At 68.7% G+C, this 26,387-nt stretch carries 17 protein-coding genes; 12 read left to right on the top strand and 5 right to left on the bottom strand.

Annotated elements, in window-relative coordinates:
* The first annotated feature begins 560 nt into the window (after positions 1–560).
* The 8 genes from BTH_RS09900 (at position 561) to BTH_RS09865 (ending at position 13,050) form a co-directional block, all read left to right on the top strand.
* The gene (locus BTH_RS09900) at positions 561–2,186 is read left to right on the top strand and encodes an AMP-binding protein (RefSeq protein WP_009893833.1); all 1,626 of its coding nucleotides are present in this window, start codon (positions 561–563) and stop codon (positions 2,184–2,186) included.
* Between the two features lie 79 nt (positions 2,187–2,265).
* The gene (locus tag BTH_RS09895) at positions 2,266–3,147 is read left to right on the top strand and encodes a hypothetical protein (protein WP_009907997.1); all 882 of its coding nucleotides are present in this window, start codon (positions 2,266–2,268) and stop codon (positions 3,145–3,147) included.
* On the top strand, positions 3,147–4,253 hold the full coding sequence (locus tag BTH_RS09890) for a 3-oxoacyl-ACP synthase III family protein (protein WP_011401435.1): 1,107 nt from the start codon (positions 3,147–3,149) through the stop codon (positions 4,251–4,253). The genes BTH_RS09895 and BTH_RS09890 overlap by 1 nt, the downstream gene beginning before the upstream one ends.
* Positions 4,243–5,241 (top strand): ketoacyl-ACP synthase III, encoded by a 999-nt coding sequence (locus BTH_RS09885; RefSeq protein WP_009893827.1) that lies wholly within the window; start codon positions 4,243–4,245, stop codon positions 5,239–5,241. Before BTH_RS09890 ends, BTH_RS09885 begins: the two co-directional genes overlap by 11 nt.
* 14 nt (positions 5,242–5,255) lie before the next feature.
* Positions 5,256–6,152 carry an MBL fold metallo-hydrolase gene (locus tag BTH_RS09880; protein ID WP_009893825.1) on the top strand — a complete coding sequence of 299 codons (897 nt, stop codon included), beginning with the start codon at positions 5,256–5,258 and terminating at the stop codon, positions 6,150–6,152.
* A 128-nt stretch (positions 6,153–6,280) separates the two neighbouring features.
* Positions 6,281–10,180, top strand: a complete 3,900-nt coding sequence (locus BTH_RS09875) for an AMP-binding protein (protein WP_009893824.1) — start codon at positions 6,281–6,283, stop codon at positions 10,178–10,180.
* Positions 10,181–10,193: 13 nt separating this feature from the next.
* The gene (locus BTH_RS09870; protein ID WP_009893822.1) at positions 10,194–12,329 is read left to right on the top strand and encodes a hypothetical protein; all 2,136 of its coding nucleotides are present in this window, start codon (positions 10,194–10,196) and stop codon (positions 12,327–12,329) included.
* Between the two features lie 349 nt (positions 12,330–12,678).
* Entirely contained in the window at positions 12,679–13,050 is a 372-nt protein-coding gene (locus BTH_RS09865; protein WP_011401433.1) for an MAPEG family protein, read from the top strand.
* 280 nt (positions 13,051–13,330) lie between these two features.
* Here BTH_RS09865 and ahpF read toward each other — a convergent pair whose 3' ends face one another.
* The 5 genes from ahpF to BTH_RS09840 all read right to left on the bottom strand — a co-directional run bounded on the left by ahpF (position 13,331) and on the right by BTH_RS09840 (position 18,521).
* On the bottom strand, positions 13,331–14,938 hold the full coding sequence (gene ahpF, locus BTH_RS09860) for an alkyl hydroperoxide reductase subunit F (RefSeq protein ID WP_009893817.1): 1,608 nt from the start codon (positions 14,936–14,938) through the stop codon (positions 13,331–13,333).
* 140 nt (positions 14,939–15,078) lie between these two features.
* Positions 15,079–15,642: an alkyl hydroperoxide reductase subunit C gene (gene ahpC, locus BTH_RS09855; protein ID WP_009893815.1), complete on the bottom strand. Its 564-nt coding sequence runs from the start codon at positions 15,640–15,642 to the stop codon at positions 15,079–15,081.
* A gap of 255 nt (positions 15,643–15,897) precedes the next feature.
* On the bottom strand, positions 15,898–16,995 hold the full coding sequence (locus tag BTH_RS09850; protein WP_009901054.1) for a lytic polysaccharide monooxygenase: 1,098 nt from the start codon (positions 16,993–16,995) through the stop codon (positions 15,898–15,900).
* Between the two features lie 352 nt (positions 16,996–17,347).
* Entirely contained in the window at positions 17,348–17,833 is a 486-nt protein-coding gene (locus tag BTH_RS09845) for a hypothetical protein (RefSeq protein ID WP_009893811.1), read from the bottom strand.
* Positions 17,834–17,897: 64 nt separating this feature from the next.
* A complete protein-coding gene (locus BTH_RS09840; RefSeq protein ID WP_009893809.1) occupies positions 17,898–18,521 on the bottom strand; it encodes a nitroreductase family protein in 624 nt (207 codons plus the stop codon).
* A 729-nt stretch (positions 18,522–19,250) separates the two neighbouring features.
* Here BTH_RS09840 and BTH_RS09835 point away from each other — a divergent pair.
* From BTH_RS09835 to BTH_RS09820, 4 genes are all read left to right on the top strand, one after another.
* Complete coding sequence (locus tag BTH_RS09835) at positions 19,251–20,666, top strand: circularly permuted type 2 ATP-grasp protein (protein ID WP_011401430.1); 1,416 nt, start codon at positions 19,251–19,253, stop codon at positions 20,664–20,666.
* 94 nt (positions 20,667–20,760) lie between these two features.
* Complete coding sequence (locus BTH_RS09830) at positions 20,761–21,702, top strand: alpha-E domain-containing protein (RefSeq protein ID WP_009893805.1); 942 nt, start codon at positions 20,761–20,763, stop codon at positions 21,700–21,702.
* Positions 21,703–21,710: 8 nt separating this feature from the next.
* Positions 21,711–22,667 (top strand): transglutaminase family protein, encoded by a 957-nt coding sequence (locus BTH_RS09825; protein ID WP_009893804.1) that lies wholly within the window; start codon positions 21,711–21,713, stop codon positions 22,665–22,667.
* A gap of 124 nt (positions 22,668–22,791) precedes the next feature.
* Entirely contained in the window at positions 22,792–26,229 is a 3,438-nt protein-coding gene (locus BTH_RS09820; RefSeq protein ID WP_009893803.1) for a DUF2126 domain-containing protein, read from the top strand.
* The last annotated feature ends 158 nt before the right edge of the window (positions 26,230–26,387 follow it).

Genomic DNA, 26,387 nt, shown 5'->3' with positions numbered 1-26,387 from the left:
GAAATTGAAAATGGTCGCATAAAAATATTGTTTGGTTTGTTTTGAAAATTGAAATGTCAAGTGCGATTTGAATTCAGGCGGGATATTTCGGCTGATCAATTGATTTTGCGGATTTTGTCTGAAATTCGGCAAAAATCATGGGTGGCTCGGGAGGGGCTAGGCCCCCGCAGATCGGGGTTGAATAGCCGACTGTTTATGACGGGGTATTCAGGCAGTGCTTTATTTTTTGGGAAATTGTTTTTAATATTGCGCGCTCGGCATGGGTCGGAAATTGTTTTATTTGAATTGGGCCAATTGGACATGGTTCAATGAATTGAAACGATGCATTCCGGAGTGGTGACGATCTGAATTAGACAGGCTCGACATCCGAATTCGGGGCGCTTTCGACCAATCGCGAAGGAATCGCGAACGAACGGCGAGCGAACCGCGATTGCCCGCGCGTTCGATCGACGCCGCCGGCACGCGGCGCGCATGGCCTCGCGGCGTCCCGCACGCGTCGTTCGGCGCGCGCGGCGCCGAATCATCCTGGTTTCTCAGTCAACCTCTCGTGAGCACTGACGATGGACAACTTTTGCCGCACGAATCTGCCTGCAACGACCGATCTGCCGGAGTTCGTCTTCGAGTTGCCGGGCCTGCAGTATCCGGAGCGCATCAACTGCGCGGCGGCGCTGCTCGACGATGCGGTGAACCTGCGCGGCTGGGGCGATCGCGTCGCGATCAGGACCGAGTCCGGCGCGGCGTGGTCGTATCGCGAACTGCTCGAGCTGAGCAACCGGATCGCGAACCTGCTCGTGCACGACGGCGGGCTCGAGCCGGGCAACCGGGTGCTGCTGCACGGGACCAATCATCCGTTCCTCGCCGCCGCGTGGTTCGCCGTCGTCAAGGCGGGCGGCGTCGCGGTGACGACGATGCCGCTGCTGCGCGCGGGCGAGCTGTCGAAAGTCATCGCGCAGGCGAGGGTCTCGCATGCGCTCTGCGAAGCGGCGGTGTCGGCCGAACTGCGCGCCGCGATGGCGGCGACGCCCGGCGTCGGCTTCGTCCGGTGCTACGACACTGAAGATGCGCCCGCATTCGAGCGGCTGATGCGCGAGTACCCGGCCGCGTTCGCCCCGGCCGATACGCGCGCCGACGATCCGTGCATCGTCGCGTTCACGTCGGGCACGACCGGGCGTCCGAAGGCGACCGTGCACTTCCATCGCGACGTGATGGCGATCTGCCATTGCTTTCCGCAACACGTGCTCAAGCCGAATGCCGACGATGTGTTCTGCGGCTCGCCGCCGCTCGCGTTCACGTTCGGGCTCGGCGCGCTGCTGCTGTTTCCGCTGAGCGTCGGCGCGAGCGTCGTGCTGTTGCCGCGGGCGAAGCCGCAGCGGCTGCTCGCGGCGATCGGCGCGCATCGCGTGAGCATCCTGTTCACCGCGCCGGCCGCGTATCGGGCGATGCTCGACGACCTCGGCGATCACGACATCTCCAGCCTGCGCAAATGCGTGTGCGCGGGCGAGGCGCTGCCGGTGCCGACACGCAACGCGTGGCTCGCGCGCACGGGCATTCGCATCATCGACGGCATCGGCGCGACCGAGATGCTGCACATCTTCGCGTCCGCGGACGAGACGCACGTGAAGGAAGGCGCGATCGGCAAGGCGGTGCCCGGCTATCGGCTCGCGATCCTCGACGAGCGCGGCGAGCGCCTGCCGGCCTATCACGTCGGCCGTCTCGCGGTGCAGGGGCCGACCGGCTGCCGTTACCTGAGCGACGCGCGTCAGCGCGATTACGTGCGGCACGGCTGGAACCTGACGGGCGACGCCGCCTATCTGGACGAGGACGGCTACCTGTTCTACCAGTCGCGCGCCGACGATCTGATCATCAGCCTCGGCTACACCATTTCTCCCGCCGAGGTGGAGGAGGCGATGCTGAGCCATGCGGACGTGCTCGAGTGCGGCGTCGTCGGCGAGCCTGACGGGCGAGGCGGCACGCTCGTCTGCGCGCACGTCGTGCTGCGGCCCGGCGTGTGCGGCTCCGATGCGCTGACGGCCGCGCTGCAACAGCACGTGAAGGCGCGCATCGCGCCGTACAAGTATCCGCGGCGCATCGAGTACCGCGCGGCGGGGCTGCCGCGCAACGAATCCGGCAAGCTGCAGCGCTTCAAGCTGCGGCAAGAGGCCGAGCGCGACGTGCAAGCGGCCTGACGGCCGCGCGGGCGATGCCGCTCGAACGCCGTGCGCGGCCGGCGTCGGCATCGCTCGACCCATTCGACATCGAGGCGAAATGAAAATACTAGGAGCGGGTATTGCGGTACCGGGCGGCGCGGCGCACGCGCCGGCGTTTGCGAACGACTATGCGCTCAAGGCGGCGCGGCTGGCGCTGTCGAAGGCGCGCTGCCTGCCGTCGGAGCTCGATCTGATCGTCAGCCTGTCGGTTTCGCCGAACCGGATGGCGGACGCGGCGCCCATCGCGGGGCCGCGGCTCGCGCATCCGGTGCAGCGCGATCTGCGCGCGTCCAACGCGGCCGTGTTCGATCTGCTCGACGCCGACTGGACGCTCGCGCTCGATCTCGTGCAGAGCCATTGCCGGCAGCTCGGCTACCGCCGCGCGCTCGTCGTGAAGGCCGAGGCGCTCGCCGACGTCGACGGCGCCGAGGCGGGCGGCTATGCGGACGGCGCGGGCGCGATCGTGCTTTCGCCCGGGCGCGGCGATCGATACCACGCGAGCTATGCGGATCTCGACGCGCCGAGCCTCGCGACGCTCGCCGGCGTGTCCGCGCGGCACGCGCACGAGACGGGCGTCGTCGCGCGTTTCGACGGCGGCTTCGATTCGGCGGCGGGGCGCTTTCGCGCGGTGCCGCGCAATGCGGACGCGGCGGTGCGCGAGGTTGTCGGCAATGTGCGAAGCAAGGTCGGCGCGCCCGTATCCGCGCTGTTCCGCGAATCGTGGCTGCACGGCTGGCTCGAGGACGCCGCCGGTTTCGCGAGCGCCTTGCGCGCCGACGCGATCGACATGATCGACGGCGAGGCCGGCACTCCTCCCGCATTCCAGCTTCCCGCGTGGCTCGCAACCCGCGCGTCCGGGCGCGGCGGCGCGCAGGTCGTCGCCGCGCTGACGCTCGACGCGTTCAAGCCGCGCATCGCATGCATCGCAATGGAGGTCTGATGTCCTACAACGTTCGCATGGCCAGTCTCGCGTGCAATCTGCCGTCGCGCTTGCTGCGCAACGACGATGCCGCATTCGACGACGTCGAGCCGATTCCGTCCGAATGGTGGCAGTTCTGGGGAATCGAATCCCGCTACGTGATCGATCCGCACGCGGGCGAATCCGAGCTCGCGATGGCCGAGCGCACCGCGCGCCAGGCGCTCGCGCGCGCGGGCGTCGATGCGGGCGAGCTCGATCTCGTGCTGTTCAACATCACGTCACCGTTCGTCACGGCGGACGACGGCGCGCGGCGCTTCGCGCCGCGGCTGTCGCGCACGCTGCGCGAGCGGCTCGGCGCGCGCAGCGCGCTTGACGCCGATGTCGAGATGGAATGCGCGAGCTTCGTGCTGCAAATGCAGCTCGCGACGAACCTGATCAAGCAGGGGCGCGTGAAGCGCGCGCTCGTGTGCTCGTCCGAGCGGATGTCGGCGGTCGTCGATTACACGAGCAAGTCGTCGACGACGTTCGGCGACGGCGCGGCGGCCGCCGTGCTCGTCGCCGACGCGCACGATCCGCACGGCGCCGACTGGCTGAATGCCGTCTATCGCAGCGACGCGACGCACTACGATCTCGCGACGATGCAATGGCGCTACCCGAGGCCCGCGGCGGACCGCGACGACGCCGAGCGCCAGGCCGAGCGCTTCGGCGCGTATTTCACGCTGAAGCCCGAGGCGCAGGAGCAGATCGCGCGCTTCATGCCCGAGGCGATCCCCGACATCGTCGAGCGCCTGCTGCGCAAGACGGGGCTGCGCGCCGACGATATCGACGCGATGGTGTTCCATCAGCCGTCGGATATCCTCGTGCGCGCGTGGGCGCAGCGTCTCGGCCTCTCGCCGGATCAATACGTGATTCGCCTGGCCGACTGCGCGTGCCTCGTGTCGGCTGCGGTGCCGCTCGCGCTCTACGAATCGCTTCGCCGCGGCGTCGTGAAGCCGGGCTCGCAAGTGGTGATCGCGGGCGCGGGCGCGGGCTGGGGCTTCGGCGCGCAGCTGTGGCGCTGGGGCGAGACGGTCGTGACCGACGCGGCGCCGACGGTCGAGGCGGCGGAGAGCGAACATGCCGCATAACCTCGAGATCGCCGGGCTTGGCCATGCGCTGCCGGAGCGGATTGTCGGCAACGACGAAGTCGCGCGCGTCATCGACACGAGCGACGCGTTCATCCGCACGCGCACCGGCGTGCGGCATCGCCGCTACCTCGCGCCCGGCCAGCAGCTCGCGGACCTCGCCTGCCCGGCCGCCGAGCGTGCGATGGCCGACGCGGGCGTCGCGCCCGCCGACATCGACCTGCTGATCGTCAACACGCTGTCGCCCGATCACCACGATCCGTCGCAGGCGTGCTACATGCAGCCGCGGCTCGGGCTGCGCGAGATTCCGTGCTTCGACATCCGCGCGCAATGCAGCGGCGGACTGTACGGCATCGAGATCGCGCGGCACTTCGTCGCGAGCGGCCTGTATCGCAACGTGCTGCTGATCTGCGCGGAAGCGCTGTCGCGGCGGATCGACACGAGCAACGCGGGCCGCAACCTGTCGATCCTGCTGAGCGACGGCGCGGCCGCGATGGTGCTGCGTGCGCAGCCCGACGCCACGCGCGGCCTCATCGACCTCGCGCTCGGCGCGGACGGCACGCAGTTCGATCTGCTGCAGACGGAGGCGCCGGGCGCGAAGCGGCCGAACTTCATCGACGCCGACGACATCGCGGCGGGCCGCCACTACTTCCGGATGCGCGGCGCCGACATGTTCGAGGACGCGACGCGCCGCATCGTCGACGCGTGCCGGCAGATGCTCGACAAGCATCGGCTCGCGCTCGGCGATATCGGGCTCGTCGTGCCGCATCAGCCGAACCTGCGGATCATCGACGCGGTGATCGAGCAGCTCGGCCTGCCGCGCGAGCGCTGCATGATTTCCGTCGAGGACCTCGGCAACATGGCGAGCGCCGCGTTTCCGGTCGCACTCGCGCTCGCGCACGAGCAGGGGCGGATGCCGGCCGGCCAGTTGAACCTGCTCGTGACCTACGGCGCGGGCGCGACCTGGGCGTGCGCGCTTTATCGGAGCTGAAGGAGCCGAACGACATGCAGCACAGCACTCCAGGCTGGATCGACTCGCAGCTCGCCATCGTCGGCACCGCCGACGTGCCGCTGTACGTAGTCGTCAACGACGAAGCGGCGACGCTCGTCGAAGGCGGGCTGAGCGGGATGACCGGGCTCGTGTGGCGGCAGCTTCACGACCTGCTGAAGGACTACGGCGGCATCCGGCACCTGCGCTACTGGCTGATCACGCATTCGCACTACGACCATTGCAGCCTGCTCGGCACGCTCGCGCCGCGCATGCCGTGGCTGCACATCGTCGGCTCGCCCGAGACCGCCGACGCGCTGCAGAGCCCGTCCGCGCGCCGGACGATTCGCAAGCTCGATGCTCAGGCATCCGATGCGTGGGAGCCGGTTGCCGACGCCGATCTTGCCGACCTGTCCGATATTCCGCTGTATCCGCTCAACGCGGGCAGGGCGCTCGACATCGGCGAAGGGATGCGGATGCGCGCGGTCGCGCTGCCGGGCCACAGTGCCTGCCTGCTCGGCTATCACTGCCCGCAGCTCGATCTGCTGTTCGTGTCGGACGCGCTCGGCGAATACCACGCGCCGACGCAATGGCTGCCACTCGTGTTCCAGGATCTGCCCGCGTACCGGCAGTCGCTCGACGAGATCGAGCGGCGGCACGCATCGCGGATCGCGCTCGGCCATCACGGCATCGTCGGCGGCGACGTCGCGCGGCACGCGGTCCGGCACGCGCGCGACGGCCTTGCCGCGCGCGGCGACGAAGCGCGTGCGGCGCGCGGCGACGCGAACGCGACACGCGCGCTCGCGCAGCAATGGACCGAGCGCTATGCGGCGCGCAGCGAGAAAGTGGTGCCGCGCGCGCTGCATCTGAAGAGCATGGAGCGAATGATCGACCTGTTCCAGCGCGCCGCGTAGGCGCGAACGCCGGCGCGGGCGACGGCTCGCGCCGAACGCCCCACCGGCCGGCTCGCGTGAGATCTTCGGCGCCGGCCGCCGAACGCAACCACCACGACCGTGGGTTTCATTTCCTGTCGGATGACGTCATGACCACCACCAATCTGCCGAAGACGATCAACGAGTTGCTGCGCGTGCGCGCGGCGACGAGAGGCGAGAAAGTCGCGTATCTGTTCCTGAGCGGTCAGCCCGACGACGAGCAGCGGCAGTCGATCACGTTCGCGGAACTCGAGCTGAGCGCACGCCGCGTCGCGCTGATGCTGCAACGGCAGTCGGTCGGCATCGGCGAGCGCGTGCTGCTGCTGTGCCGGCCGGGCCTCGACTACATCGCGGGCTTCCTCGGCTGCCTGTACGCGGGCGCGGTCGCCGTGCCCGCGTATCCGCCGCGCAACCGGCAGCACGCGAGCCGCGTCGTCGGCATCGTCGAGAGCGCGGGCGCGAAGGCGATCCTGTCCACAGGCGACGATTTCGCGCGCTGCACGAAGCTGCTGGAGGATACGGCGGCGTCGCACGTCGCGCTGCTCGACCTCGACGCGGCGAAGCCGCTCGACGCGACGTTCGAGCCGGCCGACGTCGCGCCGTCGCACATCGCGTTCCTGCAGTACACGTCGGGCACGACCGGCAAGCCGAAAGGCGTGATGGTCACGCACGGCAACCTGATCCACAACCTCGCGCTGATCGGCGAGTGGATGGGATATCACGAAGAGAGCACGATGGTCAGCTGGCTGCCGCCGTACCACGACATGGGGCTGATCGGCGGCATCCTGACTTCGCTGTTCGGCGGCTTTCGCTGTGTGCTGATGGCGCCGGAGCGCTTCATCCAGCATCCGTTCCTGTGGCTGCGCGCGATCAGCGACTACCGCGCGGACGTGACGGGCGCGCCCGATTTCGCCTACCGGATGTGCAGCCGCCGCGTGCCCGACGAGCAGCTCGCGACGCTCGACCTGAGTTGTTTGAAGACCGCGTACAGCGGCGCGGAATCGGTCCGTTACGGCACGCTCGCGGAATTCGCGCAGCGCTTTGCGCCGGCGGGCTTCGATCCGCTGCGCTTCAAGCCGTGCTACGGCCTTGCCGAATGCACGCTGCTCGTCGCGGGGCGCAGCGCGCCGCGGCCGCTGCGCACGGTGTGCGTCGACCAGGCGGCGCTGCAGCAGCAGAAGGTCGTGATCCGGCGCGCGTTCGAGGGGCTCGCGCCGCAGACGGACGAGCGCGACGGCGAGCGCGTGCTCGTCAGCGTCGGCGTGCCGATCGGCGAGCAGCGGGTCGTCGTGCGCGATCTGAATACGAATGAGCGCTGCGCGGACGATGAAATCGGCGAGATCTGCGTCGCGGGCGCGAGCGTCGCGCCCGGCTACTGGCAGCAGTACGAACAGACGCTCGCGACGTTCCAGCGCGGCATCGGCGGCGAGGCCGGGCAGGAATTCGCCGGCACGGGCGACCTCGGCTTCTATCATCGCGGCGACCTGTACGTCACCGGCCGCCTGAAGGACATGATCATCATCGCGGGGCGCAACTACTACTCGGAAGATGTCGAGTACGCGGTGATCGGCAGCCGGCCCGAGCTGGTGCCGAACGGCTGCGCGGCGTTTACGGTCGACGCGGGCGACGAGGAGCGGCTCGTCGTCGTCGCGGAGATCGAGCGCACGCATCGCAAGGGCGATCTCGACGCGCTGCTCAAGGGCATTCGCGAAGCGATCTGGCTGCGCCACGACATCAGTCCGGGCGCGGTGCTGCTGGTGTCGCCCGGCAGCGTGCCGAAGACGTCGAGCGGCAAGGTGCGGCGCAGCGAATGCCGCAAGCGGTTGCGCGACGGCGAGCTGACGGTGCTCGCGCGCTGGGACGCGGACGATCTGACCGCCGCGGCGACGCGGGGCGCCGCGGCGGCGCCGGCATCGTCGACTTCGCCGGCGTCACCGGCGTCACCGGCGTCACCGGCGTCACCGGCGTCGCAGGCGTCGCAGGCGTCGTGCGCCGCGCCGGCCGGCAAAGCCAAGGCAGCCGACGCGGCTGATGCGGGCGGCGCCGCTTCGCCGAACGCGGCGAAGGTCGAACAGCTCAAGGATTGGTTGCGCCACTACGCGCGCACGCGGATCGATTCGCGAACCATCGACGAGCGCCGGACCATCGCGCCTCACATCGTGCTCGACTTCGGCAACGAAGGGTTGCTCGGCATGCAGATCGACCGTGCATACGGAGGCCTCGGCTTCACGAATCGCGAGATGCTGCAAGTGGTGGCGCAGCTCGCGACGATCGATTCGACGCTCGCGTTCTTCGTCGGCCTGAACAACACGCTCGGCATCCGGCCGATCATGCTGCACGCGCAGCCCGCGCTGCGCGACGAACTGCTGCCGCTGCTCGCGACGGGCCGCACGCTCGCCGCGTTCGCGCTGACCGAGCCGGCCGCGGGCTCGAACGTGCGCGCGATCACGTCGGTCGCGCAGCGCGTCGACGGCGATCAATGGCTCGTCAGCGGCCAGAAGAGCTGGAGCGGATCGTCGGCATGGGCGGGCGTGATCAACGTGTTCGCGAAGCAGGCGGACGGCGCCGGCATGGTCGGGCTCGCGGTCAGACAAGGCACGCCCGGCCTGCGGATCGGCGCGGAAGACCTGACGATGGGCGTGCGCGGGATGATCCAGAACACGCTCCATCTCGATCGCGCGCGCGTGAGCGACGCGTGCCGGCTCGGCTCGCCCGGGCAGGGGATGGCCGTCGCGCAGCAGACGATGAACTTCGCGCGCCTCGGCATCGGCGCGGTGTGCGTCGGCGCGATGAAGCGCTGCGCGCAACTGATGCATCGCTATGCGGCGCGGCGCCGGATCGGCACGGGCCTGCTGCTCGACCATCCGCTCGCGCGGCAGCGTATCGGCGACCTGCGGCATCGGATCGACGGATTGAGCGCGCTGATCGAGCAACTGGCGGCCGATTTCGACGCGGGACGCGCCGCGCCGGAAGACGGCCTCTTGATCGCGAAGATTCTGGGCTCGGAGTGCCTGTCGCAAACGTCCGACGAATTGATGCAGATCCTGGGCGGGCGCGGCTACATCGAAACGAACGTCGCGCCGCAGATCTTCCGCGATGCGCGGTTGCCGCGCATCTTCGAGGGGCCGACCGAGACGCTGCTCGCGCATCTGGGCAGCCGCCTGCTGAACGGCGGCGACGATCTGCTCGGCTATCTGGGCGAGCGCACGGGCGCGGGCGCGCTGGCCGCCGAGCTGCGCGGGCTCGGCGAGCAACTGCTCGGGGAAGGCCTCGCGAACGCGGACGCGCTCGGCGGCGCCGCGCACGCGGCGAACTGGGTCAACTACTGGCTCGGCAGCGTCGCGCAATGGGCGCTGCTGCTGGCCGTCGTCGAGCAGGCGGCGAAACGGCGCGGCGTCGACGGCGCGACGCTCGAATGGGCGCAGAGCCAGTACGAACTCGCGGTCGAGGCGGCGCAGCGTCAGGTCGGCCGGCGGCGCGTGCTGTCGAGCGCCGCGCAGCTCGCCGAATGGGGGCAGCGCGTCGAGCGCGAGATCGGTCCGATCGAGCAGACGGTGCCTGGTGCGCAGCAGCGGATCGATCCGCTGCTGCGCGCCGAATACGACATGCACGCGCCGCCGTCCGACATTGGCGCTGCGCCGGCCGCCGACGAGCCGCCGCCCGCCGCGGACGTCTCGCCCGAGCCCGCGCCCGTGTCCGCCGTGCAGGCCGACCCCGAGCTGAAGCGCGAGATCGAGCGCTGGCTGCTGACATGGCTCGGCGAGCGTCTGCGCAATCGCCGGATCGCGTTGACGGCCGAGACGACCTTCGCCGACATCGGCCTCGATTCGATCCTCGCCGTCGAGCTGACGATGGCGTTCGGCGACGCGTTCCGCACGACCGTCGACGCGTCCGCCGTCTGGGATTACGCGTCGATCGACGCATTGGCGACGCATCTCGCCGCCCGAATGGACCGGCACGCGCCCGCGCAAGCGGCCGCGGCTTCGTCCGCCCCTTCTTCTTCCTTGTGAGGCGCACCCGATCATGCAGTCGCTTTGTGAACTTGCCACGTCTGCCGGCACCCTGACCGCGCAGCTCGAAAACTATCTCCGCTCGCATGCCGACGACAGCTGCAAGCTGCTCGGCCTGCCGCTCGGCACGCCGCTGCGCGTCGAGATCGCCGATGCCGGCGCGCCGATCGAAACCCGCCGCGACGACCGCGAGGCGACGCTGCGCATCGGCCGCGGCGACGCGCAGCGCGTGATGGCCTACACGCGCAGTTGCAACTGGGCGAACGGCGTCGTGCTCGTGCCGACGCTCACGCGTCTCGTGCTCGCGGGTGCGTTCGACGGCCTGAAGGCCGGCGAGCCGCGCGCGATGCGCGCGTTCGCCGCCACGCGCAAGACCGATCCGACGCGCAACCTCGGGCTGCTGTGGGGCGCGCTGAACCTGCTCGGCCTAGCCGGCTGGGTGACGCTCGGCAGCGGCGACGAGAACGCCGACTATGCGCTGACGGCCGCCGGCGCGCGCGTCGTCGAATGCGTGAACGCGCAGCGGCCGCTTTTCACGCGCCTGGCCGACGCGGCTTCGCTGCTGCAGCACCTGCATGCGCTGGCCCATCGCCGGCGCGAGAACGCCGACGAGAGCGCGGGCTACGCGGCGCTCGTGCGAGCCTGCATCGACGGATGGCCGCTGCCGGACGCGTGCAACGATCTCGAACGGCACGTCGACGCGCAGCTTCGCACCGCGATGGACGGGCTGTTGCTCGGCCCGACGTGGGTCGCGCTCGACATGCCGGTGTTCGAGAAGCAGGGCACGCAGCAAGGCAAGGTCGCGGCGAGCTTCTTCGAAGCACTCGACGCGCGCCGCGACGGCGTCGCGATCGGCGACGCGTGGCCGCACGCGGATCGCGTCGTGCTGGACGCCGCGTGGGCGCTGCTGCGCCACGCGGGCATGGCCGACGTCGAGGCCGGCGGCTCGAGCGTGCGGCTCAACGAGGCAGGGCGTATCCATCGGCCGATCGCCGCGCCGTATGCGGGGCTCGCCGCATCGTATCTGCGCTCGTATGCGCTGCTAGACGAATTGCTGTTCGGCGATCCCGATCCGCTCGACATCGATCGCGACGGGCACATCGATCGCGTGATGAACGTGTACGCGTCGAGTGGCGCGGGCTCGGGCCCGGCGTCGAAGGAGATCACGACGAAGATCATCCGGCGCCTGTTCGACGAGACGCCGCTCGACCAGCAGCCGGCCGGCATTTCCGACATGGGCTGCGGCGACGGCAGCGCGCTCAGGCGACTCGCGCAATACGTGATCGAATCGACGCGGCGCGGCCGGCATCTCGCCGACTATCCGCTCATCGTGATCGGCGCGGACTACAACGAATCGGCGCGCAGCCGCGCGGCGGATACGCTCGCCGCGCTGAGCGGCGTGCCGGGCGTGCACGTGCGCGTGATCGACGCGGACATTTCGCAGCCCGACCGTTACGACGAAGCGGTGGCCGCGAGCGGCCTGACCGTGAAGGGGCCGGACGGCAGTCATCGCGCGGCGCGCCTGAGCGATCTGCTGCACACGTTCATGTTCCTCGTGCACAACCGCCGTCTCGGCGTGCGCCGCGGCGATGCCGCCGACGCGATCCTCGAGCGCTATTTGCGGCAGGTCGATCGCGCGCATCTGCGCAGCGTCGCCGAACGTTACTTTCCGGGGCAACTGACGGTTTCCGACCATGCGGCGCTGCCGGTTCCGCTCGATGCGCTCAAGCGCGCATTCCGCGTCGCGTACAGCGATGCCGAAGGGCTCGTGCCCGGATACGTCGCGGCCGCCGACCTGATCGACTTCGTCGCGCGCTGGAGGCCGCACGCGAAGCACGGCTTCCTCGTCGTCGAAGGGCACAGCCCGTGGGCCGCGAGCCTGCTCGACGACGCGGTGGCCGAGCCCGGCCGCTGGACGCGGACCGAGCAGCTGCCGTCCGTGTTCAACTGGGGAATGCACTTCCTGTCGCGGCAGTTCATGGCGCCGTTCGACGAATTCATGCTCGCGATGTGCATCGCGGGATTGAGCCCGCGCGATGCGATTCACGGGCGCATCCATCCCGAGGGCTTTCCCGGCCCGGATCTGCTGAACGAATACCGGTTCTTCAGCATCGCCGACTACGTCGCTTACGACGCCGCGCATGCGTGATGCGGTCTGCCCGCCGGCCCCGGCGGGCGCGCGGCGCGCGTGATGCGGGCATCGCCCGTCAGAGGGCGGCATCCAGGCGGCGCGCCTGACGGACGCCCGCTCGAACCGCATGTTGCGGTGCGTGATATGCAGTGCAACATGCGATGCCGCATGCGACATCGCCCGCGCGACATCTAGACTTCGTATTCGACGTCAGTTTCGGCGCGATCCTCTCCAAACGGCTCGCCGTTCCGGCTTTCACGCCGAGGCGATGCCGTATAGTGCGGCTGGCGCGGCGGCGGGCGGAGTCCGCCGCGCGTCGATCACGACGATCGAACCAGTTCGCAAAAATCCATAAGGGAGGAGACGCATGACCGTGTCGCAAACTTGCCTGCTTATCACAGTACTGATGCCGTTCGTCTGGACGATGTGCGCGAAGTCGAGCAACCGGTACGACAACCGCGAGCCGCGCCGCTATCTGGGGCAGCTCGAGGGCTGGCGCGCGCGCGCGTTCGCCGCGCATCAGAATTCATGGGAAGCGCTCGCGCTGTTCACCGCGGCGCTCGTCGTCGCATGGCACAACGGCGCGAACGTGCAGCGCGTCGATCAGCTCGCGATCGTCTTCGTCGCCTCCCGCGTGCTGCATGGCGTGCTCTATCTGCTGAACTGGGCGACGCTGCGCTCGCTCGCGTGGACGGTCGGCCTCGTTTGCGTGGTCTGGCTGTTCTTCGCCGCGCCGTGATCGGCCTGCATGCGAAAAAGGCGAACCGACGTTCGCCGACTCACGCCGGCTTCGCATTCAACCGCCGGTCCGCCACCGGCGGCATCGCGGCGTGAGGGCGTCGCGCCGGCGTCATGCATGACGGAGCCGGGCGGCGGGCGTGCGTTGGCGACGGCGCATTCTCGAAGGCTTGCGCCGCATTTCCGGGAAATGGGCGAGGAAACAAAAAACGCCCTCGTCACGATGCTCTCCACATCGCGACGAGGGCCAACGGTAGCCGGTTGAAAAGCCGGTTCGCGGATCAGGCGGCCACCACTTCGGCGCTTGCCGGGGCGTCGGCGTCCGCCGGCTGCACCGCATCCGCGTCGCTTCGGATCAGGTAGTCGAACGCGCCGAGCGACGCCTTCGCGCCTTCGCCGACCGCGATCACGATCTGCTTGTACGGCACGGTCGTCACGTCGCCGGCGGCGAACACCCCGGGCACCGACGTCGCGCCGCGCGCGTCGACGACGATCTCGCCGTGTTTCGACAGCTCGACCGTTCCCTTCAGCCATTCGGTGTTCGGCACGAGGCCGATCTGCACGAACACGCCTTCGAGCGCGATGCGCTTCGTTTCGCCCGTGCGCATGTCCTCGTAGACGAGCGCGTTGAGCCTCGCGCCGTCGCCCGCGAGCTCGGTCGTGCGCGCGTGCGTGAGCACCGTCACGTTCGGGAGGCTGCGCAGCTTGCGTTGCAGCACCTCGTCCGCGCGCAGTTGCGCGCCGTATTCGATCAGCGTCACTTCACTGACGATGCCGGCGAGATCGATCGCCGCCTCGACGCCCGAGTTGCCGCCGCCGACCACCGCGACGCGCTTGCCCTTGAAAAGCGGCCCGTCGCAATGCGGGCAGTACGCGACGCCGCGGTTGCGATACTCGCGCTCGCCGGGCACGCCGATCTCCCGCCAGCGCGCGCCCGTGGCGAGCACGACGGCCTTCGCTTTCAGCACCGCGCCGCTCGCGAGACGGATTTCATGGAGACTGCCCGGCACGAGCCGGTCGGCGCGCTGCACGTCGATCACGTCGACTTCGTATTGCTTCACGTGCTGCTCGAGCGCGGTCGCGAACTTCGGCCCTTCGGTTTCCGTCACCGACACGAAATTCTCGATCGCCATCGTGTCGAGCACCTGGCCGCCGAAGCGCTCGGCGACGACGCCCGTCGAGATGCCCTTGCGCGCCGCGTAGATCGCGGCGGCCGCGCCGGCGGGGCCGCCGCCGACGATCAGCATGTCGAACACGGGCTTTGCCGCGAGCGCCTGCGCCGCGCGCCGGCTCGCGCCGCTATCGAGCTTCGCGAGGATTTCCCTCACGCTGCTGCGGCCCTGGCCGAACGTCTCGCCATTCAGGAAGATCGTCGGCACGGCCATGATCCGGCGCGCGTCGACTTCGTCCTGGAACAACGCACCGTCGATCATCACGTGGCGGATGCGCGGGTTGACGAGCGCCATCACGTTGAGCGCCTGCACGACTTCCGGGCAGTTCTGACAGGTGAGCGAGATATACGTCTCGAACGTGTAGTCGCCGTCGAGCGCGCGAATTTGCTCGATCGTCGCGTCGTCGAGCTTCACCGGATGGCCGCCCGTTTGCAGCAGCGCGAGCACGAGCGACGTGAATTCATGGCCCATCGGTATCCCGGCGAAGCGAATGCGCGCGGCTTCGCCCGGCTCGCCGACCGAGAACGACGGCGCGCGCTCGGCCTCGTCGCGGCGCTCGACGACGAAAACTTGCGGCGACAGCGACGCGATCTCGTCGAGCAGCGCGCGCAGCTCGCGCGACTTGTCGCCGTCGTCGAGCGATGCGACGAGCTCGACGGGACGCGTGATCCGTTCAAGGTACGATTTCAACTGAGTCTTGAGATTGGCATCCAGCATGACGATTCGGATTCCGTAGCGAAGGAGGTACTGTCCCGCCGTATGCGGGCGGGGCGGACGTGGGGCGAGCGGCGCGGGGAGCGGGCCGCGAACGACGCGGCGCCGCGCGGCGCATACGGCGGCGGTGCCGCCGTGCGGCGTCAGATCTTGCCGATCAGGTCGAGCGACGGCGTGAGCGTGTCGGCGCCCGGCGTCCACTTCGCGGGGCAGACTTCGCCCGGGTGCGCGGCGATGTATTGCGCGGCCTGGACCTTGCGCAGCAGTTCGCCCGCGTCGCGGCCGATGCCGTTGTCGTGGATCTCGCACAGCTTGATCTCGCCCTGCGGGTTGATCACGAACGTGCCGCGCAGCGCGAGCCCTTCCTCTTCGATCAGCACGTCGAAGTTGCGCGAGATCGCGAGCGTCGGATCGCCGATCATTGGATACTTGATCTTCGAGATCGTGTCCGACGTGTCGTGCCATGCCTTGTGGGTGAAGTGCGTGTCGGTCGACACCGCGTAGATCTCGACGCCGAGCTTCTGGAATTCGGCGTAGCGCTCGGCCAGATCGCCGAGCTCGGTCGGGCATACGAACGTGAAGTCGGCGGGATAGAACACGACGACGGACCACTTACCCTTCAGGGTCTCGTCGCTGACCTGCACGAAGTCGCCGTTGTGATATGCGGTGGCCTTGAACGGTTTGATCTGGCTGTTGATGATCGGCATTTGCGCTTCCTCTTGAATCGGTGTGTGATCAGGAAGCGCCAGTATGGCGATGGGGCCCGATTCTGTGAAATTGCATGTTTCAATGATCGGAATCGGTATTTCCTATCTCGCCCCGCGGCCCGGCCGCGCGGCGAAAAAAAAGGCGGCGCATCGAGTCGAGATGCGTCGCCCAATGCGGATATCGAGGGAATATCCGCAAGCACGCCATGTGAGGCGAAGCGCGCGCAGGCGTGCGGCGCATCGCCCGTCAGTTGGCTATTTCGCGCCGACGACGCCGAGCGCGCTGCTGTAGTTCGGCTGCAGCCAGACCTTGTTCGCGTTCAGGTTCGCCGTATCGAAATAGATCGTGTTGCCCGAGCGCACGCCGATTTTCGCGACGCTGCCGTAGCGGCCGTTGACCTGATCGGCGATCTGTTTCGCCCACACGCTGCGATCGGCGTTGTACGGCGTGATCGGCTGGCGCACGTCGACGATTTCCGCGCCGCGCGCGTCCGCGCCCATCACGCGGAAGCGGACCTGCTGGCCGGCTTGCGGCGCGATGCCGGGCTCGACGAACGCGCGCGTCGCGACCCACGGGAAGCCCGACGCGCGCTCGTCGGAGGCGATCGTCACGTCGCTGCAGTTGAAGAAGCCTTCATTGCCGGCGTCGATGCGCTGCCAGTAGCTGTACAGCACCGCATCGCCGGTGCGGCCCGCGGGCAGCGTCACGTCCAGCTTGTAGAACGACTGGATCGAGCCCGGCAGATGGCCCGCGCCGTTCGCGGGCACGGGCGCGGGGGCCGGCGCGTCGTAGATCTGCTGAAGATCGTCCCAGCGCAGCGGCCGCGACCGATCGTACGACGGCTTCGAGATGAACACGCGCATGCGCGCCGGATTGTGTGCCGTCGTGTTTTCCCACTGAAGCTCGATGTGGCCGTTGCGCGGCGTCAGTTGCGTCTTGCGCCAGACCGACGCCGGCGCCTTGTCGAGCCCAGCCTTCGACGTGTCGCCGCCCGCGCACAGCAAGCCGTCGGGCACCGCGGCCTTCAGTTGCGCGAGATCGTTGCCCTGGCCGACCGGGTTCGCGGACACCTCGTTCCATTGCGTGAAAGGGTAGGCCGAATTGTTGCCGGCGCGATAGGCGGCGCGGCAATCGTCATGCGGAATCGCCGAGCCGTTGGGCGGGTCCCAGTAGCCGCCCTCGAGACGGCATTGATACTGACGCGCGATCGGAAAACCGACCGCGCCGTGCGCGTCGGCGTCCACGGGCGCGAGCAGCGCGGCGAACGAAGCGGTCAGCGTGGCGGCTGCGCCGAGCGTGAGCGCGGCGCGTGCGCGCGGTCGGGATGACGGCGCGTCGAAGTGCGACTTCATGTAGCGTTCCTCCAGGTGAGAAGTGACACGGTTCGCGTTCCGCAGCGTGGTGGAGATGCGTCGATTGTTTTGGATGTCGAAATGTCTGGCGCTCGCGCATTCGTCCGAGGATTCCGTCACGATGGTAGATGACGCCGCGCGCCGGCGCGGCCTACCAAAAATGGCAGGCGCGGCGAGTTCGCGCGATGCCGGGCGTTCGGGACGACAGGCGGCATGCAGGCTGCCCGATTCGCTCGAGTGGAAACGTCGCAAGCAAAGAGATCGCAGCCTATCGTCAGCGCGGAGGTGAGCGTTACCACGAAACTTGGGAGGTTGACCGGCGACGCACGCGGCCGTTCTAGCGTCGCGCGCGTCAGTGCATGTACGCGGCGGACTGCGCCGGCGCGCGAATCGCGAGCCCTGCGTCGAGCAGCGCGATCGAGAACCAGCGGGCGATCTTCAGCACGCCGCTGTCCGCGCAGCGCGGCAGCCAGTCGGCGAGCGCGCGCAGCGCCGCTTCGCTGCGCGTCGATTGCAGATGGGCGAGCGCCTGCAGAAGCCGCGCCTCGTCGCTCGCGGGCCCGCTCGCGCAGCGGCAGTGCGCATCGAGCGGGTGGCATGCGTCGCACGTCAGGAAGCGCATCAGCATGTCGAAATGCACGAGACCATCGGCGCGCAAGCCGGCCGAAGCCAGCACGTCGCGCCACGATTGCGGGCGGCATCGCGCGTCGTCGTCCGCGCACGGATGCAGCCAGCGGCGAATCGCGGTCAGCACGATCCGCGCCGCGTCGATGTCGCGCGGTTCGACATCGGCTTCGGCGAGCGGTGCGCCGCTCAGGGCGGCTTGACGGAAATGCATGGCGAAACCTCCGGGGTTCGATGCGTCGCGCGATCGGCGGGGCGCATGGATGTCGGCGCGGCCGTCAGCGTGCGGGCCCGAGCCATTCGCGCACGTGCGCGTCGCGATCCGGACGCCGCGTGTCGTTCGCGGGCGTGGCCGGCGTGCCGACGAACAGGAAGCCGACCAGCCGTTCGTCGGCACCGAAGCCGAGCGTGTCGTGCATCGCCGGCTCGTACGAATCGACGCCCGTTGCCCAGAAGCCGCCGTAGCCGAGCTGATGGATCGCGTTCAGCATGTTCATCGCGGCCGCGCCGACGGCGAGCAACTGCTCGATCTCCGGCACCTTCGACGTAGGGTTCAACGCCGCGCCGAGCGCGATGATGAGCGGCGCCGCGAGCGCCTTGGCTCTTCGGTGCTCGTGCGAACCGGGAGGATCGTCGGGCGCGCGCGCATCGGCGAGCTCGACGAGCAGATCGCCGAACGCGTGGCGAGCCGCGCCGCGGATCACGACGAATCGCCACGGTCGCAGGTTGCCGTGATCGGGCGCGCGCAGAGCCGCATCGAAGATCGCATCGAGTTCGTGCGGGCCGGGCGCGGGTTCGGTCAGCGGCCAACGGGAGCGGCGCGACAGCAGGTCCCCCAGCAAGCCGCGCGGGGTGTCGGCGACAGTGGCGCGGGCGGGCACCGAGGAGGCGATGGCATTCATGGTCGAGGTTCCGGTATCGGGCGATGAGCGGATACATCATCGGCCAGTTTCGCCTTAAATGCAAACGATTCGCATTCGCGAGTGGGGTGATTCGATGGCCGCGCAGTGATCCGAATGGAGCTGCGGGTCACCGTCGGCCGGGCGATTCGCGGAATTCGGCGGCGGGCAATGGGGCGCGTGCCGCTCCCCGATCCGCCGTCTGCGGCGCACGTCCTCAATTCGTGCGCGTAAGGAGGGTTGGGGCGGTGTATCGGCTCATTGCTTCCTGGAAGTGCGTTATCGCGATGCCGGCTGCCGTGCGACCGGCCGCGATTGCGCATCGCCTGATGCGCGCGTTCGGCGGCGCGTTATATGCGATCCATCGGACGAGCGGCCTTCGCCGCCGCACGGAATGCGGCTCGGGCGCCCGTCGTGCCCCGGTTCGTCTGTTCATAACTATCCAGTTAATCCGGAATTGACCGACGAGTCGATCGGATACCGAAGTGATCGCCCGCATAGACAGACGCGGCGCAAATCTGCCACGCTAGCCGCGCGGGCGATGCCGGCTGCGCCGAATCGGCACATGCTGGCGTCCGGCCTTCGCACCGTCGTGGTGCGGCGTGCCGCGCGAAAGTGCCAAATCAGTCGGGAGGCCTGAGGATTCCAGCAAGGCACGCTCTTTGCTCGTTAGTCATTGCGCCGGTTCGGCATGGAGGGATGCCGAGTGAATGATGGATGGAGAACTTTTCGATGAAGCCGTTCGACGAAATGCTGCAACCCGGCGATACCGTACGAGCGCCGTATGAGCGCTTGAAGCAATGGCTCGATACACAGGACCCCGCGAGCCTGGCCCAGAAGGCGCACGACGCCGAGGGTGTGTTCCGCAAGACCGGCATCACGTTCGCCGTGTACGGCGACGCCGAGGCCGCCGAGCGATTGATTCCGTTCGACATCGTGCCGAGAATCATTTCGGGACGCGAATGGAACCGGCTGTCGCAGGGGATCGAGCAGCGCGTGATGGCGCTCAATGCGTTCCTCGACGACATCTACCACCGCCAGGAGATCGTGCGCGCGGGCATCGTGCCGAAGCACCTGATCTCGCACAACGACGCGTTCCTGCCGGAGATGATCGACTTTCGGCCGCCCGGTAACGTTTACACGCACATCATCGGCGTCGACATCGTCCGGACCGCAGAAAATCAGTTCTACGTGCTGGAAGACAATGCGCGCACGCCGTCCGGCGTGTCGTACATGCTCGAGAACCGCGAGACGATGATGCAGCTCTTTCCCGAGCTGTTCCAGCAGGTGAAGGTGCGGCCCGTCGAGACTTATCCGCAACTGCTGCGCCAGTCGCTCGCGGCCGTCTGCCCGCCCGGCGGCAACGCGGACAATCCGACCGTCGCGGTGCTCACGCCGGGCATTCACAACTCCGCGTACTACGAGCACGCGTTCCTCGCCGACCAGATGGGCGTGCATCTCGTCGAGGGCAGCGATCTGCAGGTGATCGGCGATCGCGTCGCGATGCGCACGACCGAAGGCTTCCGGCCGATCGACGTGCTGTACCGCCGCCTCGACGATGCGTTCCTCGATCCGCTCACGTTCCGGCCGGATTCGGTGCTGGGCGTGGCCGGCATCATGGACGTCTACCGCGCGGGCAACGTGACGATCGCGAATGCGCCCGGCACCGGCATCGCCGACGACAAGGCGATCTACTCGTACATGCCCGAGATCGTCGAGTTCTACACCGGCCGCCGCGCGATGCTGGAGAACGTGCCGACCTGGCGCTGCGCGGAAGCGGATAGCCTCAAGTACGTGCTCGAGCATCTCGAGGAACTCGTCGTGAAGGAGGTGCACGGCTCGGGCGGCTACGGGATGCTCGTCGGCCCCGCCGCGTCGAAGGCCGAGCGCGACGCGTTCGCGGCGAAGCTGCGCGCGAAGCCGTCGAACTACATCGCGCAGCCGACGCTCGCGCTGTCGACGACGCCGATCCTGACCGAGCGCGGGCTCGCGCCGCGCCACGTCGATCTGCGGCCGTTCGTGCTCGTGTCGGACCGGATTCGCATCACGCCGGGCGGCCTCACGAGAGTCGCGCTGAAGGAGGGTTCGCTCGTCGTCAATTCCAGTCAGGGGGGCGGCACCAAGGACACCTGGGTGCTCGCCGACTGAGCGCACGCGCACGGCGGCGCTCGCGCGAACGCGCGCATGCGCGCGATGCGTTCGCGCGCGCCGCACCGAACAACGATCGGAGTGGACGGCAAACATGCTTCTCGGACGCACAGCAAGCGGTCTTTACTGGATGTACCGCTATATCGAGCGCGCGGAAAACACCGCGCGCATCGTCGACGCCGGCTTGCGGATGGCGCTCACGCGCACGTCCGACGCGCCGGCGGAATGGTCGTCCGTGCTCGTCAGCTCGGGCGCGGACGACGGCTATCGGCGGAAATACGAAACATACGCGGCGGACACGGTCGCCGATTATCTGCTGCGCGATCGCGACAACCCGTCGAGCGTGCTGTCGTGCATCGAATGCGCGCGCTCGAATGCGCGGATGGTGCGCACGGCGCTCACGCGCGAGGCTTGGGAGAGCGTGAACGGCGCGTGGCTCGCGATCAAGCGGGCGCTCGCGCAGCCGATCCGCGCGAGCGCGCTGCCCGCGATCCTCGACGAGATCAAGCGCGAGACCGCGCTGATCCTCGGCAGCTTCTACAGCACGATGCTGCGCAACGAGATCTTCGATTTCGCGCAGATCGGCGCGTTCGTCGAGCGCGCGGACAACACCGCGCGGATTCTCGACGTCAAATATCACCTGCTGCTGCCGTCGGTGTCGCACGTCGGCACGATCCTCGACAACTACCAGTGGGAATCGATCCTGCGCTGCGTCGCCGCGCACCGGTCGTACCGCTGGGTCTACGACGTCCAGTACAAGCCGCTGAACATCGCCGACTATCTGATCCTCAACGGACGGATGCCTCGCTCGCTGCGTTATTGCTACGGGCGCGTCGTGTCGAGTCTCGAGCATCTCGCGAAGGATTACGGGCTCACGCACGGTTGTCACGAAACCGCCGCCAACATCAAGCGGTCGCTCGAGGACAACACGGTCGAACGCGTCTTCAAGAGCGGGCTGCACGAGTTTCTGACGGATTTCATCGCCAAGAACAACAGTCTCGGCCTCGAAATCGCCCAAGCCTACAACTTCGATTGAGGTCAGCCATGCGCCTTGCCATCCGACACATCTCGCGCTTCCAATTCGACGAACATGCGCCGCACGTGCTGCAGCGCCTGCGGCTGCGCCCGCAAAGCGGCCCTTGCCAGACCGTGCGCGCGTGGCAGGTGACGATCGACGGCGTCGAGCCGACGCTCACCTACGCGGACGGCCTCAGCAATCGCGTCGACCTCGTGCGGCACGAGCGCGGCAAGCCGGAGTTCGCGATCGTCGCGGCAGGCGTCGTCGAGACGCAGGATCGCGCCGGCATTCTCGGCGACGTCGACTCGTATGCGCCGCCCTGGATCTACGAGCGCACGACCGATCTGACGCGCGCGGGCGACGCGATTCGCTCGCTCGCCGATGCGCTGCCGATCGAGCACAAGAGCCTCGACGCGCTGCACTGGCTGATGACCGAGGTGCACGGCCGCGTCGCCTACGAACCGCACGCGCAGCCGGCGCCGCGCGACGCGGAAACCGCGCTGCGAAGCGGCGTGGGCACGAGCCGCGACCATGCGCACGTGTTCGTCGCGGCGGCGCGGGCGCTGCAGATTCCGGCGCGCTACGTGTCCGGCTATCTGCTGACGGACGGCGCGATGCAACGGATCGCGCAGGCGCTTCATCAGGCAAGCGGCGTCGCGCAGCAGGCGATGCAGATGCGGCACGACGCGCACGGCGCGCACGGCGTGCACGAGACGCCGGGCGATGCATCGCGCCAGACAAGCGTCGCGATGCAGGAAGCCTCGGTCGAGACGCAACCGCAATCGGGCCACGCATGGGCCGAAGCATACGTCGAAGGGCTCGGCTGGGTCGGCTTCGATCCGTTCATGAACCGCTGTCCGGACGAGCGCTACGTGCGCATCGCGGCGGGTCTCGACTATCGCGACGCGATGTCGGTATACGGCCCGGGCGCGAAGCCGGTCGGCGTCGAGATCAGCGTGATCCAGACCCCGGAGCTCGTCTGACGGGAGCGATGCGCGCGGCGGCGCGGCGAACGGCGGGGCGCGCGGCTCGCGACGCCGCCGCGTCGCCGCGCCGCCGCGCGTCGCATCCCGACCGTCCCCGCAACCGCACAGAACGGCCCACGCCATGTCCATTCACGTCGCGCTTCACCACGTCACCCGCTACCGCTACGACAGGCTCGTCCAGCTCGGGCCGCAGATCGTGCGCCTGCGGCCCGCGCCGCATTGCCGCACGCCGATCCTGTCGTACTCGATGACGGCCGAACCCGCGCAGCACTTCGTCAACTGGCAGCAGGACCCGTTCGCGAACTACATGGCGCGGCTCGTGTTTCCCGAGTGCACGCGCACGTTCGAGATCGCGATCGATCTCGTCGCCGAGATGTCGGTCTACAACCCGTTCGACTTCTTCCTCGAAGAGCGCGCGCAAGCCTTTCCGTTCGACTACGGCGACGCGCTGCGCCGCGAGCTCGCGCCGTATCTCGCCTGCGACCCGCAGACGAGCGCGTCCGACGCATTTCGTTCGTATGTCGAATCGATCGACCGCGCGCCGGCGGGCACCGTCGATTTCCTCGTCGCGCTGAACCGGCGGCTGCAGCGCGACATCCGCTACGTCGTGCGGCTCGAGCCGGGCGTGCAGACGCCCGAAGAGACGCTCGCGCTCGCGTCGGGCTCGTGCCGCGACAGCGGCTGGCTGCTCGTTCAGTTGTGCCGCCATCTCGGCCTCGCCGCGCGCTTCGTGTCCGGCTATCTGATTCAGCTGACGCCCGACGTGAAGTCGCTCGACGGCCCGAGCGGCGCCGAGGTCGACTTCACCGATCTGCACGCGTGGTGCGAAGTGTATCTGCCGGGCGCGGGCTGGATCGGCCTCGATCCGACGTCGGGGCTGCTCGCGGGCGAGGGGCACATTCCGCTCGCCGCGACGCCGCAGCCGACGAGCGCCGCGCCCGTCGAGGGGCTCGTCGACGAATGCGAGGTCGAGTTCGAGCACGAGATGCGCGTGACGCGGATCTACGAATCGCCGCGCGTGACGAAGCCGTACACGGATGACGCGTGGCAGCGCGTGCTGCGGCTCGGCGCGCAGGTCGACGCCGACTTGAAGGCGGGCGACGTGCGGCTCACGCAGGGCGGCGAGCCGACGTTCGTGTCGATCGACGAGCGCGACGGAGCCGAATGGAACACCGATGCGCTCGGGCCGACGAAACGCGGCTACGCGACGTCGCTCGTGCAGAAGCTGCGCGCCGAGTACGGCGCGGGCGGCTTCCTGCACTTCGGCCAGGGCAAGTGGTATCCGGGTGAGCAATTGCCGCGCTGGGCGCTGTCGATATTCTGGCGCGCGGACGGCGAGCCCGTCTGGCGCGATCCCGCGCGCTTCGCCGACGCGCGCGAGCCGTCCGCGTACACGAGCGCGGACGCCGAGCGCTTCATCCGCGCGCTCGCGACGCGTCTCGGCGTGACGGGCGACTACGTGACGCCGGGCTACGAAGACGTCTGGTACTACCTGTGGCGCGAGCGGCGGCTGCCCGTGAACGTCGATCCGTTCGACGCGCGGCTCGACGACGAGCTCGAGCGCGCGCGCCTGCGCAAGGTGTTCTCGCAGCAGCTGGATAGCGTGATCGGCTACGTGCTGCCGCTCAAGCCGCTCGTGCCGAATCCCGCGCTCGCGGGGCCGCGCTGGGAGACGGGCCCGTGGTTCTTCCGCGACGAGCGAATGTATCTGGTGCCGGGCGATTCGCCGATGGGCTATCGTCTGCCGCTCGATTCGCTGCCGTGGGTGAGCCGCGGCGACTATCCGTATCTCGTCGAGCGCGATCCGTTCTCGCCGCGGGACGCGCTGCCCGATGCGGATGCGTTGCGCGCGCGCCATGTTGGCGGCGGCCTCGGCGCACCTCGCGATCCGGGCGCGGCCGCGCGCGACGCCGCCGCGCCCGCGCGGACCGTGATGCAGGCGCGCATCGGCGAACACGCGCTCGCGCAGCCGGCCGGCGCGGCGCAGGCGGGCGCGGCCGATGCCGCGCGCTTTCCGCAGCGCTTCGAGTCCGCCGCGTGGATCACGCGCACCGCGCTGTGCGTCGAGGCGCGCGACGGCGTGCTCTACGTGTTCATGCCGCCGATCGCGGCGCTCGAAGACTATCTCGATCTGCTGACCGCGATCGAGCTGACGGCCGAATCGCTCGACGCGAAGCTCGTGCTGGAAGGCTATCCGCCGCCGCGCGACGCGCGGCTGAAGATGCTGCAAGTGACGCCCGATCCGGGCGTGATCGAAGTGAACATCCATCCCGCGCACGATTTCGACGAGCTCGTTCAGCACACCGAATTCCTGTACGACGCCGCGTATCGGTCGCGGCTGTCGAGCGAGAAGTTCATGGTCGACGGGCGGCACGTCGGCACGGGCGGCGGCAATCACGTCGTGCTCGGCGGCGCGACGCCCGCGGACAGCCCGTTCCTGCGCCGCCCCGATCTGCTTGCGAGCCTGATCGCGTATTGGCACAACCATCCGTCGCTATCCTATCTGTTCGCGGGGCTCTTCATCGGCCCGACGAGCCAGGCGCCGCGCGTCGACGAGGCGCGCGACGATCAGGTCTACGAGCTCGACGTCGCGTTAGCCGAGATTCGCCGCAGCAAGCTGCGCCACGGCGAGGACATGCCGCCGTGGCTCGTCGACCGCATGCTGCGCAATCTGCTGATCGACGTGACGGGCAACACGCATCGCAGCGAATTTTGCATCGACAAGCTCTATTCGCCGGATTCGCCGACGGGGCGTCTCGGCCTGCTCGAGTTGCGCGCGTTCGAAATGCCGCCGCACGCGCGAATGAGCATCGTCCAGCAACTGCTGCTGCGCGCGCTGATCGCGCGCTTCTGGCGCGCGCCGTACACGATGCCGCTCGCGCGCTGGGGCACCGCGCTGCACGATCGCTTCTTGCTGCCGACCTTCGTCAGGCTGGATTTCGACGACGTGCTGACCGAGATGCGCGAGGCGGGCTTCGCGTTCGATTCGGCATGGTTCGCGCCGCACTTCGAATTCCGCTTTCCGCTGTTCGGGCAGGTCGCGGCGCGCGGCGTCGCGCTCGCGCTGCGCGGTGCGCTCGAGCCGTGGCACGTGATGGGCGAGGAGGGCGCGATCGGCGGCACCGTGCGCTACGTCGATTCGTCGCTCGAGCGGCTCGAAGTCCGGGTGAGCGGGCTGAACGACAGCCGCTACGTCGTGACCGTCAACGGCCGCGCGTTGCCGCTGCAGCCGACGGGCACGGCCGGCGAATACGTCGCGGGCGTTCGCTACAAGGCATGGGCGCCGCCTTCGGCGCTGCATCCGACCATCGGCGTGCACGCGCCGCTCACGTTCGATATCGTCGACACCTGGCTGCGGCGCTCGCTCGGCGGCTGCCGGTATCACGTCGCGCATCCGGGCGGCCGCAACTACGACACGTTCCCGGTGAACGCATACGAAGCCGAGAGCCGGCGCCTCGCGCGCTTCGTGTCGATGGGACATACGCCGGGCATGATGACGGTCGAGCCGGCCGCACCGAGCCGCGAGTTTCCGTTTACGCTGGATTTGCGGCGTGGCTGAGCGAATGCGCGAGCATGAGCATGAGCATGAGCATGAGCATGAGCATGAGCATGAGCATGAGCATGAGCGGGGGCGGGGGCGGGGGCGGGGTGCGCCGAGGGCGGCAGCGGCGGCATCGGCATCCGCGCGGCGCGCGCCGCGCGGGCGGCGCCGGGGGG

The organism is Burkholderia thailandensis E264, assembly GCF_000012365.1.
GTDB lineage: Bacteria > Pseudomonadota > Gammaproteobacteria > Burkholderiales > Burkholderiaceae > Burkholderia > Burkholderia thailandensis.
This window is presented reverse-complemented; position numbering and strand designations above follow the sequence as displayed.